Here is a 17349-nt window from a genome sequence, read left to right as displayed (position 1 = left end):
TTGACCGAAAATCTTTCCCTTTATTCTTGAAAGAATGCGAATTTCGTTTTAACTTTGGTACACCAAAAGAGCAACTTAAAATCTTGCGAATTTGGTGTGATATTTAAGGCTAATCTAATACAGCCCCAAAAATTTTATGGGGTGAAAATATATTCAAGCCAAAAAATTTCTAAGATAGAAGGGGGCTAATAATTTTTCTAAATAGGTTTACTTTCTAACTTTACCTTTACAATACAGTCGGATTAAGATGCCGTCTGAAAAGATTAGAGAAACAAATAATATGCCTAAAATTACTTTGATTGCCGCTTATGCGGCGCACCGCTGTATCGGTATTAATAACAGTATGCCGTGGCATTTGCCCGAAGACTTTGCTTTTTTCAAACAATATACTCTCGGCAAACCGGTTGTTATGGGTAGGAAAACATGGGAATCACTGCCTAAAAAGCCATTGCCGGGTAGGCGTAATATTGTTATCAGCAGGCAGGTAGGTTATATTGCTGAAGGGGCAGAAATTGCAGCTAGCCTTCGGGAGGCTTTTGAAAAATGTTTGCATGCTGAAGAAATCATTGTGATGGGGGGGGAGCAGATTTATCGCCAGAGCCTGCCGTTTGCAACCGATTTAAGAATTACCGAAGTGGATTTGGATGTGCAGGGCGATGCGTTTTTTCCGGAAATTTCCCGTAAAGAATGGGAAGAAGTTTCCCGAGAGGTATATCAAAGCAGTAAAAACATCCGTTATGCTTTCGTTCACTACAAAAGAAAAGATACTGCTAAGCTTGATGTGGCTTGCGGATAAAAAGTAGAGCTTAAAAACCGTTTATTGACCATGCCGCTATCTTGCTATATTTTTCAGACGGCTTTACTTTATTCATGATCGCGTAAAATATATTATCTGATATTAAACTTATTGCCAGAGATTCACAAATAGGCAGCGGCAAAACAAATATTAAAATTCAGGAATCTAACCAATGACCGAAACAATCCAACGTGACAGCATGCAATATGATGTTGTAATTGTCGGAGCAGGGCCTTCAGGCTTAAGTGCAGCCATCAAGCTCAAACAGTTGGCCGAAAAAGCGGGCCGTGAGATCAGTGTTTGCGTTGTAGAAAAAGGCTCCGAAGTTGGTGCGCATATTTTATCCGGTGCCGTAATTGATCCGAAAAGCCTTACCGAGCTACTGCCGGATTGGAAAGAGCAGGGCGCACCGCTCACCCGTAGCGTTACCGAAGACAAGGTATTATTTCTCACAGCCCAAAAAGCACATAAATTAATTACCCCGCCCAGTTTGCAAAACCATGGCAACTACATCATCAGCTTAGGGCAGTTAACGCGCTGGCTGGCCGAACAAGCCGAGAGTTTGGGCGTGGAAATTTATCCCGGGTTTGCCGCTTCGGAAATACTTTATCACGAAGACGGTTCTGTAAAAGGTATTGCGACCGGTGATATGGGTATCGGTAAAGACGGTCAACCCACGGCAAATTACCAGCCCGGTATGGAATTATGGGCGCAGCAAACTATTTTCAGCGAAGGTTGCCGTGGTTCGTTAACCAAGCAGGTGATTAAGCGTTTTGCCTTGGATCGAGACAGCCAGCCGCAAACTTACGGTATCGGTATTAAAGAAATCTGGGAAGTTCCCGAAGCACAATGCAAGCCGGGTTTGGTTATCCATACGACAGGATGGCCTTTGGACAACCAAACCTATGGCGGCTCGTTTATTTATCATTTGGATAATAACCAGGTAGCCGTAGGATTTGTAGTTGGCTTGGATTATCAAAATCCCTATTTATCGCCGTTTGAAGAATTACAACGTTTTAAAACCCACCCTGAAATACGCAAAACCTTCGAAGGCGGGCGCCGCATTGCTTACGGAGCTCGAGCCTTAAGCGAAGGAGGCTTGCAGAGTTTGCCCAAACTCAGTTTTAAAGGTGGCGTATTGGCGGGCGATTGTGCAGGCTTTGTGAATGTACCGAGGTATAAAGGCATTCATACCGCCATGAAATCCGGAATGCTGGCGGCAGAGGCCGTATTCGGCGTATTAGATGAGAGCGTTGAAATAGAAAGCGGTAAGGAGGCTTCGGGCTTGAACGAATTGTTTAAACAAAGCTGGCTTTACCGTGAGCTTTACGAGGTACGCAATATCCGCCCCTCATTCAGATACGGACTTTGGCCCGCCATGATTTACACGGCTCTCGAGCAATACGTTTTGAAAGGCAAGGCACCGTGGACACTGCCTCACCATGGTAGCGATCACAGCAGCTTACGTAAAGCCGCTGCCTGCCATCCGATTGATTATCCGAAGCCGGATAACGTGCTGACTTTCGACCGTCTCAGCAGCGTATTTTTGGCAAACCTCAGTCATGAAGAAAACCAGCCGGTACATTTGAAATTGGCCAATTTCCAATTAGCGTTGGATGTGAACAAAGCCGATTATGCTTCTCCGGAAACAAGATATTGCCCGGCTGCGGTATATGAAATCGTAGAGGCAGAAGGTAAACCGGCTTTGCAGATTAACGCGCAAAACTGCGTACATTGTAAAACCTGTGATATTAAAGACCCGACCCAAAACATCACTTGGGTTTGTCCTGAAGGTGGAAGCGGCCCGAATTACGGCGCTATGTAATAAAAAACCTTCCGTGGTTGTCAGGGCAGGTAGTGAAATAGTCTTTGGCAGATAAGTCGGGTGTTATCTTGTCTCGTTCCAAAGGCCGGCAGTATGATAGTGATGCCGAATCAAAGAAGGCTTGCGTACCGTTATCGCTAGAAGCTGACCAATATTTCATATCTGCTCTTAAGATGAAGAGTACCTGATTACAGGTACTCTTTATTTTTTGTGCGATGATAAGCGGAGATAGAAGGAAAGAATTTAAACATTTACTTGATGTTCAAACCAATTAAAGCACAATCACCATATTATACTGATAATAAGCCGCTATTTTTTGATTTTTTTCACTGTAATTATGCCACTGTTCCCTTTGTGTTTGATCTCTTCAAGCACAATAAAACTGTGCGCCATATCCAGCAGCGTTACCCAACTGAGCAGCTTTTGCATCAATACCTCCAATTCGGACTCGTTGTAGTGTGCCTCACTTTTGCCCGAGTGTATTTTCCATGCCACATAGCGACTGAGATCCGCTGGAGTCTTACCTGCTCTTGCTTCTAGGTCGTCTGAAACAACATTTAACGTATTGCAAACAAACAGTTCGGGCAGCTTGCCTGATAAGTTTGAATCTGATTAAACGCCCCTCTTACGGCCGCTTGGGCATCCGCCGCATTTTTCAGCATCCAGCACCACCAGCGGCAAACCGTTTACAAATAAAACCACATCAGGCCTGCGCTCTGCGCGTTGATTTTTGATGGTGATTTTGATGGTGAGTTGATTTATCACCCGCAAACAGGTTGTCTAGCGGATAATCCCAATAGACCAGCCAAGCCAGCTTGCCTTGCGTATGGCCGTTTTCGTAGCTCTCCAGCTTCACGCTCTCGGTTAGTATCCTGTGGAAAGCCTGATTACTCGCCGTTAAATCCTGAGCGTAAACGCTTTCCGCCTCGCGTATTACCTGCGCAACCTGTTTATCGGTTAAATCTGAATTAATCGCCGCTACAGCCTATTACAACACCGGTTTGAGCAAAGCCTGCGAATACGCGCATTGAAAGGCTGCTGCTTGGTTCGAGCGGCTGAGACATGATGATATTCATCGCCTAGGGACTGCAACATCTCAACAGCTATTTGTTCGATATCTGATTCGTAGGTTCTGCTCATATTCCGTTTTCCTTTTCAGACGGCATGCTGAAAGATATGTTTTTATTTTTAATGCATAAATGTGTTTTCAGACAGGCTTTGGCGATATTCAGGCCGTCTGAAAAATTAGGGAAGCTGTGCGTTGGTTTCGGTGTAACTGCTGATGGCGTAGACTTTATCGGATTTGCAAATTTTTAAACAGGCGGCGACCTTGATGTTTATATGAAAAAGAAGAAGACAATAAAAAAGACCTTGAATAAATCAAGGTCTTTTCTTTGTAACTGGTGGAGGCGGGGGGAATTGAACCCCCGTCCGAAAGCCCTCTACAAAGCGTTCTACATACTTAGTCGAATCTATTTGAATCTTGTTTCCATTCCGCCGACCGACAGGCTGTTTGGAAACCAGTTACCTTAAATCTTATTTCCTGCCAAGTAACCCGACAGAAAACCAGCCAATGTAAATGACGTTGCCGTAGGTTTTACCCTACACAGCCCATCGGCCAACTGTTGCAACGGCAGGCCTTAAGCGGCCAGTGCGTAAGTTTCGTCGTTTGCGACTATTTAATTTCAGTGTTTTACGGGAATCTGAGACCCCGGTATGCCCGCATCTGCTTCGCAACCCCCGTCGAAACCAAGATCGCCCCCAGATAGGAATCGCCGATTATACGCGCTTTGCGGCAAAAACGCTACCGGAGGGCGTACGGCGGGGGTAAGAAGGCACAGTATTTCGGTTATAATGTCAAAATATTTGTAAGGATTGATGATTATGTATGACGTAAACACGCAAGACGTGCGCCGCTTTTTTGCGGATGTGTGGCAGAAGCGTTTTTTGCCTTTGGAATTGGACGCCTTGCAGCAGAAGGCTTTGCGTATTATCGAAGCGCATCCCGAATATCATCATTTTTTAGAGAATATCGAGGATTATCTGGAAACGGTGTGGACACCCGAAAAAGGTGAAACCAATCCCTTTTTACATATGTCGCTGCATTTATCCGTGCAGGAGCAGGCGGGAATCGACCAGCCGCCGGGCATCCGCGAAATCCACCGTCGCTTGTGTGCGAAATTCAATGATGATTGGGTGGCGGCTGAGCACGGCATGATGGAGGCTTTGGCCGAAACGGTATGGGAAGCCCAGCGTTTCGGGCGGGGCTTGGACGTGAATGCTTATATGACCCGCCTTCGCAAACTGTTGGGTTTAGGGCAGGAGGATAACGCCCGTATCAATCCGCATGAAGTTGCCGTTTCCGATAAAATTAGCAGCCGTGATTAGATGATTGGTAAAGGTTGTATGGTTTTCAGACGGCCTTTCAAAAGCGAAAATAAAAAGGGGGGAGCTGACAATGGGTATCGTCTTAACACTATTTCTGGCTGCAGTTTTTATCGTGCTGCCGGTAATGATTTACAACCGCTTGGTGCGCGCGCGTAATGAATACCGCAATGCGTTGGCACAAATTCAGGTTCAGCTGAAGCGGCGTCATGATTTGGTGCCTAATCTGGTAGAGGCAGCCGCAGCGGCGTTAAAACACGAGCGGCAAACGCTTGAAGCGGTGATGACTGCGCGCAATCAGGCGGCTGCCGTATTGCAGTCTTCTATGGGTAGCGGTGAAACAGCGGCATTGGCACAAAGTGAAAATGTGCTGACCTCGGCTTTGCGCGGATTAAATGCAGTATTTGAGGCTTACCCAGAATTAAAAGGCAATGAAACGATACAGGCTCTAACCGAAGAATTATCGAGCACGGAAAACCGTGTGGCGTTCGCGCGGCAGGCCTACAATGATTCGGTGATGTCGTACAACAATACCCGCGAAACGTTTCCGGCTTCTTTGCTGGCTGATTTCTTCGGCCACAAGAAAAACGCTCCCTTGCTGCATTTTGATGATTATGCGGCTATTCGGCATGCGCCTAAAGTACGTTTGGATTTAAACGGGTAAAGTATGCGCTTTCTCGAACATCAGAAAAAAGCACGCCGCTTAAGTGGTGTGCTTTTGCTGTTTTATATGTTGTCGGTGGTTGCCGTATCGGTGTTGGCGGCGGTATTGACGGCTTGGGTCAGCTCTATAGGTATCAGTATTTCTGCCGATAATAGCCGAAGCCGTTATGAAACCGTTTTTATTTTGTCTTTTCTACTCACCGGAGTAGTAGTGGCCGGTTGCAGTTGGTTCCGGATGCGCCGTCTTGCCAAAGGCGGCAAGGTGGTGGCCGAAGCTTTGGGCGGACAGAGATTACGCAGGCACGAAGCGGATTTGGGTGGGCAGCGTTTGTTGAATGTGGTGGAGGAAATGGCGGTAGCCTCGGCAATGCCCGTTCCCGCGGTGTATATTCTGCCGGAGAAAAGCATTAATGCCTTTGCCGCCGGTATGACGCCTGCCGATGCGGTAATCGGTATTACTTACGGTGCAGTGCGCATGCTGAACCGTAATGAATTGCAGGCCTTAATAGCGCATGAATTCAGCCATATTGTAAACGGCGATATGCGTAGCAATATGCAGCTTTCGGGTTGGTTGTTCGGTTTGCAGGCGATCAGTGTGGCGGGGCGGCTGCTGACTTTCGGCGATACGCAGGAAAGTTTTTGGGGGTCGGCCAATTTGGTTTTGAATAACAAGCAGGATGATATCCGACTGCTGCCGACAGCAGTTTTGGGTATTCCTTTGCAGATTTTAGGTTGGTTCGGCTCATGGCTGGCGGGCTTGATTCAGGCGGCTATCAGCAGACAGCGCGAGTTTTTGGCCGATGCGTCGGCAGTGCAGTTTACGCGGCAAACAGAAGGCTTGGCTTCGGCTCTGTATAAAGCGGCAACGGCGGAAGATACTCGTTTCCATGCTGTTCATGCAGCGGAATATGCTCATTTTATGTTTTGCAGCATTGACGGCAGGCGCAGATTTTGGGCGGATTGGTTGGCGACGCATCCCGACGTGGTCGAACGCATCCGCCGCATCAGCGAATACCGTGCGCGTCGTTGGGAAAACGCTATCAGAAGGGCGGAGGAAAATGCGGCGGTGGTTGTGTTTGATGTGGAAAGCGGTATTTCCGGCTTTGCACCTGTCGCTTATTCTGAGCAGGCTGGTTCTCGTGAAAGGCACTATCTTTTGCAGGCAGTGCGTGCGGCTGATGCGGATTATGATGTGCGGCAGCAGCGCTGGGCGGATTTCCCGGGAGCGGAGCGTTGGCAAAGCGCGGCAGGTGATGCCGAGCGATTGTTGGTGGCATTTGCCGTTTTATGGCTGCCTGACGGCATAGCCGATGAAACATTATCTCTTTGGGAGCGGCATTATCCGGTACGTGCCGCGTGGTATCGGCGTTTGCGGCAAAACCAACTGCACGGCCAGGTACGCTTGGCGATATTTGAACAACTACTTCCTTCTTTGGCATGGTTATCTGTGCAAGAAAAGCAGGTGCTGCAACAGGAGTTGATGCGTGTGTTGCAAGGCCGGGTTTTATCGCCGTCTGAATCTTGGCAGTGGTTGATGGTATGCGCTTATACCGCTAATAGCGAATCATTGTTGTCGATTGAAACGGCAGGCATAAGGGCGGAAAACATATTAGAAAAAGTCGAGGCATGGGCAGCGGGAGGCGGTAGTTTGGCTGCTCCCTTGTTAGACAAATTGCCTGACGTTTTACAAACTGCCGCCGCATGGCAGCCTGGGCAGAGGCATAAACTTTACGAGGCATGCCGTTATGCCCTTGCGGGGCAGTCGGATGAAGAATGGCGGCGCGGTGCCGAGGCGGCGTTGGGTTTGTACCTTTTGGATAAGGGGGCTTAGGTGTAAACGATAAAGGGCAGATTAGAGATATTTAAGGGCCGTCTGAAAATTTCAGACGGCCTTTTCACAAAAGTATTGTGTGTCACAAAGGCGCAAGGTCATTCTTATGAACAATAGCTGTATATAAAGCGGTACCCGCAAAGATTTTTAGGATACCGCTGCTGATTTTAGGTGGTTAGAAATAACCGGCTTTCTTGCGTTCTTCCATCGCAGCTTCTGATGTGCGGTCGTCCATACGGGTGGCGCTGCGTTCGGAAATAGTGGCGGCGGCGGTTTCGGCAATAATTTCAGACGGTGTGGCGGCAGTACTGGCAACGGGACAGGTACATGAAATATCACCGACGGTTCGGAAGCGTACGCTTCGCACCGAAGCGGTTTCGCTATCACGTTTTGGGGTAAGCCGGGTAACGGGAACCAGTAGGCCGTTGCGTTCGACTACTTCGCGCTGGTGGGCGTAATAAATTGGTGGTAGAGCAAGGTTTTCACGTTCGATATATTGCCAGACATCCAGTTCGGTCCAGTTGGATATCGGGAAAACGCGCATATTTTCACCGGCAAACAAACGGGTGTTATACAAGCTCCACAGCTCGGGACGTTGGTTTTTCGGATCCCACAGGCCGAACTCGTCGCGGAAAGAGAAAATACGTTCTTTGGCACGGGCTTTTTCCTCATCTCGGCGTGCCCCGCCCATTAGTGCGTCGAAGCCGTGTTCTTCGATTGTTTCCAATAGCGTAACGGCTTGCGCGGCATTACGAGAATCGGTTTCCCGGCGCAAAACCACTGTTCCTTTTTTGATAGAGTCTTCTACATGGCCGACAACAAGTTTTACGCCGGTGCGGGCGACGGTTTCATCCCGAAAGCGGATAACTTCGGGGTAGTTGTGTCCGGTATCGACGTGCAGTAGTTTGAAAGGCAAATTGAGTGGGCGGCCGGGAATGCGGAAGGCTTTGACTGCCAGCGAAAGCAAAACAACCGAATCTTTACCGCCTGAAAACAGTAGGGCGGGATTTTTCGATTCGGCAATCACTTCGCGGATAATATAAATAGATTCTGCTTCAAGCCAATCGAGGTGTCGATTTTGAATGGGCATAATGATTCCTTTTTGGGCAGTGTCTTGAATAAGTTAGGCTCTACTTTAAACAGGCCGTTTAAAAAAGGGAAAGAATGCTTGGTTGTAATAAAATGCGCTTTAGTTATATGAAGAGGTGGATTGGATTTGCTTGGCTTTATTTCTTTAAATGGTTTTGCCATTGAAAAAGGCCGTCTGAAAATTTCAGACGGCCTTTTTTGTATGCAGCGGATATTAATTGCTCAATACGTCTACACCTTTGGGCGGTGTGAATTTGAAAGTATTGCGTGAAAGGTTCGGCTTGGTATTGAGGTTGCTGAAGCTAATGCTGGTTTCGTTGCCGAAGCTGTCTTTCAACTGCATGGCGGCCAGATTGTCTCCCTTGAAGCCGATTCGGATATATTGGTAGCCGGCGTTGTTGCGTTTAGGCTGTGCCAATACATAATCGATACCGTTGCTGCTGCCGTCTTCTTTCAGGTTGTAGCTGCTTTCAAGCGCGGTTTTATTTGAAAGGATGGCGGCGGGACTGTCGCCGATGGTTTGGTTTTGCGATGATTTGGTTACTTGTGCCAAGTCAACATCGTAAAGCCAAATGGTTTTGCCGTCGCCAACGATGGTTTGTTTGTAGGGGCGTGTGTATTCCCATTTGAACAGGCCGGGGCGGAGGATTTGAAAGGAGCCTTGCGTGGTTTGGGTGCGCTTTTTGCTTTTCACGGTTTGGCTGAAGTTTCCGCTGATGCCGTCCGTATCGGCATTAAATTTTTTCAGCGCATCAATAGCGCCTGCTTGTGCAAAGCCGATGACACCGGTAAGCGCCAATGCGGTAAAGGTTCGGATGATGCGTTGTTGTTTCATAATGCTCCTTTTTGGATGGGACAACATGTGTGTTGCCATTATGGCGTGTTGTTGGAAAATTTCCAGTAGCCGGATACGGGCGGCAGTTGTTTCAGATAGTGGTTATGCGGCAGGATAAATTGTGTAAACGGCTAAACCTTAACACAATCGGTTGAGTTCAAGAGGATTTTATTTTTGCCTGAAAGCGGCTGTTTACGTTTATTTAAATGCCGTTGGTATGGTAAAGCAGCGGGCAAAAAAATGTAAATTCAAAATTCATTGTGATTTTTAAATGATTTTCGGGCTTGCGCTATAATGGTAGATTATTTGTAAGAAGAGTATTTTGTACGAAACATGGATTCTATTTATCCGTTTTTGGAAGCGGTGCTTTTAGCAGAAGACGCTGTTGAAAAATGTCGTTTGACAAATGAGATTTACCAAGCCCGGCAAGCTGGGCGGTTGGGGTGTTTGGCTGCCGGGGCAGTGGCTGATTTCCGTTTTGCCGGTCGGCCGCGGCGCCCTTTATTGGTGCCTCCGGCACAAGTTCGGCAGCGTAAAATGAGTACGAAAGAGGGATATGCGGCCATGCTGCATGCCATCTGCCATATAGAGTTCAACGCCATTAACTTGGCTTTGGATGCGGCTTATCGTTTCCGCCTGTTGCCGGAAGCTTTTACCGACGACTGGCTGCGGGTAGCCAAAGAGGAAGCTTACCATTTCAGCCTGATGCGCGGGCGCTTGAATGATCTGGGTTATGACTACGGTGATTTCGAAGCGCATAACCATTTATGGGATATGGCTTATAAAACTGCTTTCGATCCTTTGTTGCGCATGGCGTTGGTGCCGCGTGTGTTGGAGGCGCGCGGATTGGATGTAACGCCCGGGATACGGGCCAAAGTGGCCCAGCGCGGTGATGATGAAACGTGTGCGGTTTTGGATATTATTTATCGTGATGAAGTCGGCCATGTACAGATCGGCAATTATTGGTATCAGTACCTTTGCCGGAAGCGGGGCTTGGAACCGGTGGCTTTGTTCAGGCGTTTGTTGAGTAGGTATGATTTGTTTGTTTTCCGCGGTTATGTGAATTTGGAAGCAAGAGAGCGTGCAGGTTTTAGCCGTTTTGAGCTGGCAATGTTAGAAGATTTTGAAGCATCTTTAAAAGTCCGGCCGATGCAGGGGAGTTGGCAGCAGGCATTAAGCCGTTAACATTCAATGGGTAATATTTTGTGCTGTTTGCATTATCACTATAAATCCTCTTAAAAAATGCCGTCTGGAATTTCAGACGGCATTAGTATTAGGCAAGACCGGTTTAACTGTCTATCAAAACAGTGCAGGCCGAGATGCCCGCAATTTTTTATCAGTTATGGGTTTACACCGTTTCGGGTAATTCCATATTCAAAACGGCTTGTTCTTGAGCGGTGCGGAATTTTGCCAGTTTTTCTGCCAGTTCGGCATCTTCGTTAGCCAAAAGGGAAACGGCGAATAAAGCCGCGTTGGCCGCGCCTGCTTCGCCAATGGCAAAGGTGGCAACCGGTACGCCCTTTGGCATTTGTACGATGGATAGCAGGGAGTCTTCGCCGCGCAGATATTTGCTCGGTACGGGTACGCCCAAAACGGGTACGGTGGTTTTGGCAGCGACCATGCCGGGCAGGTGGGCTGCGCCGCCTGCCCCTGCGATGATGGCTTTTATGCCGCGTTCGCGGGCGGTTTCAGCATATTCGAACATTAAATCAGGTGTGCGGTGTGCTGAAACCACCCTAGCTTCAAAGGATACGCCGAATTGCTGTAAAAACTGGGCGGCGTGTTGCATTACCGGCCAATCGCTGTTGCTGCCCATAATAATACCGACTTGAACCATGGTGTGTTCCTTTAAGTATAAATATTAAAAGCGCCTCACGGGCGGCGGTGTTCTCAACGTTGTTTGAGCTGGACTGCCGCACGCTTGGCGGCGGCACTGTCCGGGTAGGTTTGGATAAGTTTGCGTAAGGTGTCGCGGGCAATATCGCGCTGCTGCATCCTCTGTTGGCACAAGCCTACGTTATAGAGCGCATCGGGAGCATCCGGGCTGCTGCGGAAACGGTTGGCGTAGCGGTTGCCGATATTGATCACGGATTCGCAGTTTGATAAGCGGTAATGGCTCTGCATCAGAAGAAACATACTGAGACGGTCTGTTTCGCTGCCGTTGCCCCCGCCTTCCGCATCATTGAGCAGGTTTACGGCGGCAGTGTAGCGCCCCTGGTTGTATTGTTGGCGGGCTTGCAGATAGCGGTCTTGGTCACGGGTATTGTTTGTTCGGGCGGGTACGGAGCTGGTATTGCTCCGGTTATCTTTTCGCGCTGCGGGGCGAGCGGTATGGGCGGGTACTGATGAAGCGCGTTCGAGTTGTTGAATGCGCTGCTGCAAGCTTTTGATTTGTTGTTGCATGCGTGCGACGTGTATGCCCAAGCGTTCGATTTCGGATTGCGTATCAACGGTGGGATAGGGTACCGGTTTGGTTTCGCGTATGTAAGGCGGCGGATTGCCGGTATCCGGAGCGGCTGCCGAAGGTTGTGCCGTAACGGCGCATGCACTCAGAAAAATACTGGAAAGACTGAAAAGACAGGTTTTTTTCATAATGTTTTCCTGCGGGTTTATTTTTTGAGCAACAGGGTTAGACCATCGCCCACGGGCAGGGTGATCGGAATGATACGGGTATCGTGCGGTAAGGATTCGTTGAAATCTTGCAGAATTTTCAGACTGGGCGGGTTGTCTGCCGCCGGCGGATTGATAACCCGACCGTTTAGCAATACATTGTCAATAGCTATCAGGCCGCCTTTGCGTACCAATCGCAGGCAATATTCGTAATATTGCGGGGTGGGCGGTTTGTCCGCATCAATAAAGGCGATGTCATAGCTTTCTGCTTCGCCATCGTCCAGCAGCTCTTCTAAAGTGAGTAAGGCCGGTTGGATATGGAGTGTGATTTTATCAGCCACGCCGGCACGTTCCCAACTTTGGCGGGCGATGTCGGTGAAGCTGACGTTGATATCGCATGCGGTAATTTTACCGTGGGGCGGCAGGGCTAAGGCCATGGTGGTACTGCTGTATCCGGTGAATACGCCGATTTCGAGATATCGTTCGGCGCACATCAAGCGTGCAAGCCATGCGAGCAGAGAGGCCTGTTCGGGAGCAATCGCCATATTGCCCAAGCGGTGCTGTGCGGTTTGGCTACGCAACTCGGTAAGGGCGGGATGCTCGGGTTCGCTGATGCGGCGAAGATAATCAATAAGGCCGGGGTGGATATTGCCGGTGTTTATGGTCATGACTGAGGCCGTCTGAAATAATCAGTCGGGTTGGTAGGCATAAGGTTTTTTCGGCAGTGCGGCTGCTGCAAAGTCGGCCTGTTCTTCGGGGTTGAGTTCGACATCCCACAATAAGGCGCGGTTTTTCAGGCGTTGTTCGGCTTCTTGCGGGTTTTTATCCAGGTATTCTTCGATAAATTGGGTAGCTTCGGATTTGTAGTTGTACATGCTGTGTGCTCCTGATAAAAATCGGCTGTCCCTAACCGTATGCTTCAGTATTCGGGGCTTGGCTCGGGTGGCGCTTATTATAGCCGATAAATTTTTTTCGAGGCAGTCTTTAAGGTATAATTATCGTTTTGAAATTTAAGGCCGTCTGAAACCTTTGCAGGAATATTTTAAATAAAGATATCCCTGCAAAGGTTTCGTTTGGCAACCCGCTGCGTTTCAGACGGCCTTTTTTCCCGTATGGTGGACAAGTTTATGTTGAAAAAATGGCTGCACAAAGTACTGCCCGGCGGGCGCGGGCGTGTGCAAAAGCAGGTGTTGGAATTTGCGGAGCACGGCATTCGTGCCGATATGATTAGCTTTGCCGCTGAAAAGGTGGTGAAAAGACTGCATCAGGAAGGATTCCAGGCTTATGTGGTGGGCGGAGCAGTGCGCGACCTGCTGCTGGGGATCGAGCCGAAAGATTTTGATGTGGCTACCGATGCGACTCCTGAGCAGGTACGCAAGGTGTTTCGCCGCAGCCGCATTATCGGACGCCGTTTTCAAATCGTGCATGTGATGGTGGGGCCGGAAACGATTGAAGTAACGACTTTCCGCGGTGGTGGTAAGGTCCAGCAAAACGAGCACGGCCGCATCATGAAAGACAATACTTACGGCAGTATTGAAGAGGATGCCATGCGTCGGGATTTTACTTGCAATGCCTTGTATTACGATCCTATTCGCCAGCAGTTATTAGATTTCCACTGTGGGGTGGAGGCGGTGCGTGCGCGTAAATTGGTGATGATAGGAAATCCGGCGGCGCGCTATCAGGAAGATCCGGTTCGGGTTTTGCGCGCAGTACGCCTTTCGGGCAAATTGGGATTTGAGGTCGATGTACCTACGGCCGAGCCTATCCCGCAAGCCGCAAGCCGCCTGAAGCAAGAACCGGTGGCCCGGTTGTTTGACGAAATTATGAAACTGCTGTTTTCGGGCCATGCTCTCCAATGCTTGCAACAGCTGAAAGTATTGGGGGTGGATGCGAATATTCACCCGTTGCTGAATGCCTTGTGTCAAAGTGCGCAGGGGAACGGTCAAAACATTGTTACTTTGGCTCTTCACAATACGGATGCACGCCTGCGTGCAGATAAGTCGGTGTCGGTGGGGTTTGTATTGGCAGCGGTATTATGGCCGCAACTGAACGGGCGTTGGCAACAATATTTGATGCAGGGACAGAAACCGGCAGGCGCCATGAATTCGGCGATTGCCGATTTTCGAGATGAAATGGAAAAGGGGTGGGGCGTACCCCAGCGTTTTGCTGCGACTATGCGCGAAATTTGGGTATTGCAGCCTCAGTTTGAATACTGCAAAGGTGCACGGCCGCACCGGTTATTGGCGCAGCAGCGCTTCCGTGCCGCTTACGATTTTTTAATATTGCGCGCGCAAATGGGTGAAGTAGACGAGGCGTTGGCCCAATGGTGGACGGCTTTCCAACATGCCGATGAGGTTTTGCGTAATGAAATGGCGCAAAGCGGTATGCGTAGCGAGAGTGCTTCATGGGATGATGGCGGAGAGGTTGCCGTAAAGAAAAAACGCCGCCGCAAGCCGCGCAAACGGAAACCTAAGGCGGAAGCGGCATAACAGATACATTTGTTGTAATTGGTAAAACATTTAAAACAATATTCGGCTTGGCTATATAATGCCCCGCCAAACGATTTTTAGGAGTATTTAATGCAAATCTTACCTTTCCAAAAAGAGATTGCCGAACGTATGTTGGCTGGTACGGAAGGTGAAATCATTCATCCCGAATCGGTATTCGTGCAAACGGAAAACGGCTATTGGGTGGCATGGCATGATGGGCTGGCAGCCGTTTTGGCTCCAGACACTCCGCCTGATATTCCTTGCGATTGGGTGGAGGGCGCACATTCTCTGGAAGAAATGGTAGCGTTGCTCGAAAGCGGCGAGTATGCCGAAGTAATGGAGTTCGACGGCGATGACGAAGCATGGCAAGAGGCGTTGGCAGAATGCGGCGAAGATCATGACCATACTGAAAGCTGTTGCCATACTAAAAATTAATTTGATTTTGTGATATCGGATTAATATATTTTAAATTTAGAATAAATTTTTACGGCGGCTCTGTTTGGGCCGCCATTGTTTTAATCTGCCGGTGGGGAGTGTTTAAAATCGTAGGTACACCGTCGTTAGTATTTAGGAGTTTAGTTTAAAGCCAAACTAATTCTTTTGGTTTGCGGAGAACGCATAAGGTGCGGATTCTGCCGTTTTGTATTTTGGATTTGTTTGAATATGCCGTCTGAAATTTTTTCAGACGGCATATTTTATGGGATTGCCTTGGATAAATAGGGTTTTAAAAAATAATTAAACAATTGTACGGCGCCGGGAGCTTCTTACCATACGCTAAACAGATTTAACCTGTTTTACGGTACAATGCCGGATTATCTTGACTAAAAAAGGGTTGCCGCACAGATGGCTTCTTTAGAAACCTGGATCGGCCTGCGCTATCTGCGGGCAAAAAAGCGCAACGGCTTTATGTCGTTCATTACAATGATTTCGATTGCCGGTATCGCTTTGGGTGTTATGGCACTGATTGTGGTGCTGTCGGTGATGAACGGTTTTCAGAAGGAAATCCGCGGGCAGTTGCTGAATGTGGCGCCGCATGCGGAAATCGGTTATTACGATTCTTCTGCCGGAGAATCATGGCAGGATTTGCGCAAATATATAGCCGGTAAAAAAGAAGTATTGGCAACGGCGCCTTATGTCGCCGACCAGGCTTTGTTGGCTAACGCCGGTGAAGTGCGCGGTGTACAGTTGCGCGGTATTCTTCCTGATGAAGAACAGGCAGTGGTGGATTACGGCCAAAATATGCCACAAGGCAGCTTTAAAGATTTGAAAGCGGGTGAGTTCGATATTATTCTCGGCCAAGGTTTGGCGGAAGCCTTGGGGGCAGAAGCCGGCGGTAAAGTAACCGTGATTACGCCCGAAGGCAATGTTACGCCAGCCGGCGTGGTACCTCGTTTGAAACAATTTAATGTAGTCGGTATTGTGAAGACGGGGGTGTATGAGGTCGATAACTCGCTGGCGATGACGCATTTGCAGGATGCGCAGGTACTCTACCGCATGGGTGACGGCGTAGGCGGTTTGCGCTTGAAGTTGGCCGATCCGCAAAATGCCCCGTCGTTCACCGCCAATCTGATTCCGAAAGCAGAGCAGGACAAAGTATGGGTGCGCGATTGGACTTTTTCCAACCGTAGTTATTTTGAGGCGGTAGAATTGGAAAAACGTATGATGTTTATCATTCTTACGCTGATTATCGCGGTGGCGGCTTTTAATTTGGTTTCGTCTTTGGTGATGGCGGTTACCGAAAAACAAGCCGATATTGCGATTTTGCGTACCTTGGGTCTGTCGCCCGGCGGCGTGATGAAGATTTTTATGGTACAAGGTGCGTTTGCAGGCTTTTTCGGTACTTTGATAGGTGTGGTGTTGGGAGTATTGTTGGGCTTGAGCGTAGGCCGAATCGTGGCTTTCTTTGAAAACCTTTTCGGTGTTCATCTGATCAATTCGCAAATTTATTTTATCGATTATCTACCCAGTGACGTAAATCCGCGTGATGTGGTGGTGATTGCTTGTATTTCGCTGTTGTTGGCATTTTTAGCCACCCTTTACCCGAGCTGGCGAGCGGCGAAAACCCAACCTGCGGAGGCTTTGCGTTATGAGTAATGTAGTTTTGTCGTGCAACCGTGTCAGCAAAAGCTATCGTGATGGCGAGTTAAATGTAAACGTGTTGCAAAACCTTGATTTCCAAGTGGCGGCGGGTCAGAGTGTGAGTATTATTGGTGCTTCGGGTAGCGGTAAATCAACTTTGCTGCATATTTTGGGCGGTTTGGATATGCCCAGTTCGGGCAGCGTCAATCTGATGGGTCATGATTTGAATAATATGAGCCAGAAGACGTTGGGCGACTTGCGCAATCAATACTTGGGCTTTGTTTACCAGTTTCACCACCTGCTACCGGAGTTTTCGGCTTTGGAAAACGTGATGATGCCGCTTTTGATCGGTAAAAAGCCTAAGGTGGAAGCCGAAAGCCAAGCTGCGGCTATGCTGGAAAAGGTCGGGCTAAAACAGCGTATGCTGCACCGCCCGAGCGAGCTGTCGGGGGGGGAGCGCCAACGTGCGGCGATCGCCCGCGCATTGGTTACCCGTCCGAAATGTTTGTTGGCTGATGAACCGACCGGTAATCTTGACCGTAAAAATGCCCAAAATATTTTGGATATGATGCTGGATTTGAAAAACGAGCTGGGTACTGCTTTGGTAGTGGTAACACACGATGACGAACTGGCTGCCCGTTTCGATCGGGTAATGCTGATGAGCGACGGTTATCTGGCAGATAAACCTGTTGCGTAACCGTATTGTAGCGGTATGTTTTGCTGAAAAAGGCCGTCTGAATAATTTTT

General features: G+C 48.7%; 19 protein-coding genes, 1 other RNA gene and 1 pseudogene. 12 read left to right on the top strand and 9 right to left on the bottom strand.

Annotated elements, in window-relative coordinates; translation table 11 throughout:
* From ACEPPX_RS10855 to ACEPPX_RS10845, 3 genes and pseudogenes are all read left to right on the top strand, one after another.
* Positions 1–107, top strand: a pseudogene (locus tag ACEPPX_RS10855) (IS1595 family transposase); the annotation flags it as partial.
* A 173-nt stretch (positions 108–280) separates the two neighbouring features.
* On the top strand, positions 281–796 hold the full coding sequence (locus tag ACEPPX_RS10850) for a dihydrofolate reductase (RefSeq protein ID WP_416624049.1): 516 nt from the start codon (positions 281–283) through the stop codon (positions 794–796).
* 172 nt (positions 797–968) lie between these two features.
* Positions 969–2621 (top strand): electron transfer flavoprotein-ubiquinone oxidoreductase, encoded by a 1653-nt coding sequence (locus tag ACEPPX_RS10845; RefSeq protein ID WP_416624048.1) that lies wholly within the window; start codon positions 969–971, stop codon positions 2619–2621.
* Between the two features lie 309 nt (positions 2622–2930).
* On the opposite strand, the gene ACEPPX_RS10840 is transcribed toward ACEPPX_RS10845, so the two are convergent.
* The 3 genes from ACEPPX_RS10840 to ssrA form a co-directional block, all read right to left on the bottom strand.
* Positions 2931–3116 carry a hypothetical protein gene (locus ACEPPX_RS10840; RefSeq protein WP_416624047.1) on the bottom strand — a complete coding sequence of 62 codons (186 nt, stop codon included), beginning with the start codon at positions 3114–3116 and terminating at the stop codon, positions 2931–2933.
* 117 nt (positions 3117–3233) lie between these two features.
* Positions 3234–3386 (bottom strand): type I restriction endonuclease, encoded by a 153-nt coding sequence (locus tag ACEPPX_RS10835; RefSeq protein ID WP_416624051.1) that lies wholly within the window; start codon positions 3384–3386, stop codon positions 3234–3236.
* 636 nt (positions 3387–4022) lie between these two features.
* Positions 4023–4384: a transfer-messenger RNA gene (gene ssrA / locus ACEPPX_RS10830) on the bottom strand.
* A gap of 121 nt (positions 4385–4505) precedes the next feature.
* Between ssrA and ACEPPX_RS10825 the strand changes: the two genes are divergently transcribed.
* From ACEPPX_RS10825 to ACEPPX_RS10815, 3 genes are all read left to right on the top strand, one after another.
* On the top strand, positions 4506–5009 hold the full coding sequence (locus ACEPPX_RS10825) for a DUF1841 family protein (protein ID WP_047761847.1): 504 nt from the start codon (positions 4506–4508) through the stop codon (positions 5007–5009).
* Positions 5010–5079: 70 nt separating this feature from the next.
* Positions 5080–5670 carry a LemA family protein gene (locus ACEPPX_RS10820; protein ID WP_416624046.1) on the top strand — a complete coding sequence of 197 codons (591 nt, stop codon included), beginning with the start codon at positions 5080–5082 and terminating at the stop codon, positions 5668–5670.
* Between the two features lie 3 nt (positions 5671–5673).
* Positions 5674–7500 (top strand): M48 family metalloprotease, encoded by a 1827-nt coding sequence (locus ACEPPX_RS10815; protein WP_416624045.1) that lies wholly within the window; start codon positions 5674–5676, stop codon positions 7498–7500.
* Between the two features lie 175 nt (positions 7501–7675).
* Here ACEPPX_RS10815 and cysD read toward each other — a convergent pair whose 3' ends face one another.
* Entirely contained in the window at positions 7676–8590 is a 915-nt protein-coding gene (gene cysD, locus ACEPPX_RS10810) for a sulfate adenylyltransferase subunit CysD (protein ID WP_416624044.1), read from the bottom strand.
* Between the two features lie 213 nt (positions 8591–8803).
* Entirely contained in the window at positions 8804–9424 is a 621-nt protein-coding gene (gene lolA, locus ACEPPX_RS10805; protein WP_416624043.1) for an outer membrane lipoprotein chaperone LolA, read from the bottom strand.
* A gap of 151 nt (positions 9425–9575) precedes the next feature.
* Here lolA and ACEPPX_RS10800 point away from each other — a divergent pair, with 151 nt between their 5' ends.
* Both ACEPPX_RS10800 and ACEPPX_RS10795 read left to right on the top strand, forming a co-directional pair.
* The gene (locus ACEPPX_RS10800; protein ID WP_414629269.1) at positions 9576–9695 is read left to right on the top strand and encodes a hypothetical protein; all 120 of its coding nucleotides are present in this window, start codon (positions 9576–9578) and stop codon (positions 9693–9695) included.
* 62 nt (positions 9696–9757) lie between these two features.
* Positions 9758–10609 carry a ferritin-like domain-containing protein gene (locus ACEPPX_RS10795; protein WP_416624042.1) on the top strand — a complete coding sequence of 284 codons (852 nt, stop codon included), beginning with the start codon at positions 9758–9760 and terminating at the stop codon, positions 10607–10609.
* A gap of 163 nt (positions 10610–10772) precedes the next feature.
* Here ACEPPX_RS10795 and purE read toward each other — a convergent pair whose 3' ends face one another.
* From purE to ACEPPX_RS10775, 4 genes are read right to left on the bottom strand one after another with little or no spacing between them, the layout of a single operon-like run.
* Entirely contained in the window at positions 10773–11261 is a 489-nt protein-coding gene (gene purE / locus ACEPPX_RS10790) for a 5-(carboxyamino)imidazole ribonucleotide mutase (protein WP_416624041.1), read from the bottom strand.
* Positions 11262–11314: 53 nt separating this feature from the next.
* Positions 11315–12016, bottom strand: coding sequence for a tetratricopeptide repeat protein (locus ACEPPX_RS10785; protein WP_416624040.1), 702 nt, complete (start codon positions 12014–12016; stop codon positions 11315–11317).
* Positions 12017–12033: 17 nt separating this feature from the next.
* The gene (locus ACEPPX_RS10780) at positions 12034–12702 is read right to left on the bottom strand and encodes a class I SAM-dependent methyltransferase (protein WP_416624039.1); all 669 of its coding nucleotides are present in this window, start codon (positions 12700–12702) and stop codon (positions 12034–12036) included.
* A gap of 21 nt (positions 12703–12723) precedes the next feature.
* Positions 12724–12909: a DUF3460 family protein gene (locus ACEPPX_RS10775; protein WP_047761840.1), complete on the bottom strand. Its 186-nt coding sequence runs from the start codon at positions 12907–12909 to the stop codon at positions 12724–12726.
* Positions 12910–13161: 252 nt separating this feature from the next.
* Between ACEPPX_RS10775 and ACEPPX_RS10770 the strand changes: the two genes are divergently transcribed.
* The 4 genes from ACEPPX_RS10770 (at position 13162) to lolD (ending at position 17299) form a co-directional block, all read left to right on the top strand.
* Complete coding sequence (locus ACEPPX_RS10770; protein WP_416624050.1) at positions 13162–14523, top strand: polynucleotide adenylyltransferase PcnB; 1362 nt, start codon at positions 13162–13164, stop codon at positions 14521–14523.
* Between the two features lie 90 nt (positions 14524–14613).
* On the top strand, positions 14614–14958 hold the full coding sequence (locus ACEPPX_RS10765; protein ID WP_416624038.1) for a hypothetical protein: 345 nt from the start codon (positions 14614–14616) through the stop codon (positions 14956–14958).
* Between the two features lie 408 nt (positions 14959–15366).
* Positions 15367–16617, top strand: a complete 1251-nt coding sequence (locus ACEPPX_RS10760) for a lipoprotein-releasing ABC transporter permease subunit (RefSeq protein WP_047761838.1) — start codon at positions 15367–15369, stop codon at positions 16615–16617.
* Complete coding sequence (lolD, locus tag ACEPPX_RS10755; RefSeq protein WP_416624037.1) at positions 16610–17299, top strand: lipoprotein-releasing ABC transporter ATP-binding protein LolD; 690 nt, start codon at positions 16610–16612, stop codon at positions 17297–17299. Before ACEPPX_RS10760 ends, lolD begins: the two co-directional genes overlap by 8 nt.
* Positions 17300–17349: the final 50 nt, after the last annotated feature.

This window comes from Neisseria sp. S1, assembly GCF_048060015.1.
GTDB classification, from domain to species: Bacteria; Pseudomonadota; Gammaproteobacteria; order Burkholderiales; family Neisseriaceae; genus Neisseria; species Neisseria arctica.
Note: the sequence above shows the minus strand (reverse complement) of the source record. Positions and strands in the feature narration are given on the sequence as shown.

Bases quoted from the DNA above. Each gene is read 5' to 3' on its own strand.
- ACEPPX_RS10850 (WP_416624049.1), top strand. From the start codon at position 281: ATGCCTAAAATTACTTTGATTGCCGCTTATGCGGCGCACCGCTGTATC.
- ACEPPX_RS10845 (WP_416624048.1), top strand. From the start codon at position 969: ATGACCGAAACAATCCAACGTGACAGCATGCAATATGATGTTGTAATT.
- ACEPPX_RS10825 (WP_047761847.1), top strand. From the start codon at position 4,506: ATGTATGACGTAAACACGCAAGACGTGCGCCGCTTTTTTGCGGATGTG.
- ACEPPX_RS10820 (WP_416624046.1), top strand. From the start codon at position 5,080: ATGGGTATCGTCTTAACACTATTTCTGGCTGCAGTTTTTATCGTGCTG.
- ACEPPX_RS10815 (WP_416624045.1), top strand. From the start codon at position 5,674: ATGCGCTTTCTCGAACATCAGAAAAAAGCACGCCGCTTAAGTGGTGTG.
- cysD (WP_416624044.1), bottom strand. From the start codon at position 8,590: ATGCCCATTCAAAATCGACACCTCGATTGGCTTGAAGCAGAATCTATT.
- lolA (WP_416624043.1), bottom strand. From the start codon at position 9,424: ATGAAACAACAACGCATCATCCGAACCTTTACCGCATTGGCGCTTACC.
- ACEPPX_RS10795 (WP_416624042.1), top strand. From the start codon at position 9,758: ATGGATTCTATTTATCCGTTTTTGGAAGCGGTGCTTTTAGCAGAAGAC.
- purE (WP_416624041.1), bottom strand. From the start codon at position 11,261: ATGGTTCAAGTCGGTATTATTATGGGCAGCAACAGCGATTGGCCGGTA.
- ACEPPX_RS10785 (WP_416624040.1), bottom strand. From the start codon at position 12,016: ATGAAAAAAACCTGTCTTTTCAGTCTTTCCAGTATTTTTCTGAGTGCA.
- ACEPPX_RS10780 (WP_416624039.1), bottom strand. From the start codon at position 12,702: ATGACCATAAACACCGGCAATATCCACCCCGGCCTTATTGATTATCTT.
- ACEPPX_RS10775 (WP_047761840.1), bottom strand. From the start codon at position 12,909: ATGTACAACTACAAATCCGAAGCTACCCAATTTATCGAAGAATACCTG.
- ACEPPX_RS10770 (WP_416624050.1), top strand. From the start codon at position 13,162: ATGTTGAAAAAATGGCTGCACAAAGTACTGCCCGGCGGGCGCGGGCGT.
- ACEPPX_RS10765 (WP_416624038.1), top strand. From the start codon at position 14,614: ATGCAAATCTTACCTTTCCAAAAAGAGATTGCCGAACGTATGTTGGCT.
- ACEPPX_RS10760 (WP_047761838.1), top strand. From the start codon at position 15,367: ATGGCTTCTTTAGAAACCTGGATCGGCCTGCGCTATCTGCGGGCAAAA.
- lolD (WP_416624037.1), top strand. From the start codon at position 16,610: ATGAGTAATGTAGTTTTGTCGTGCAACCGTGTCAGCAAAAGCTATCGT.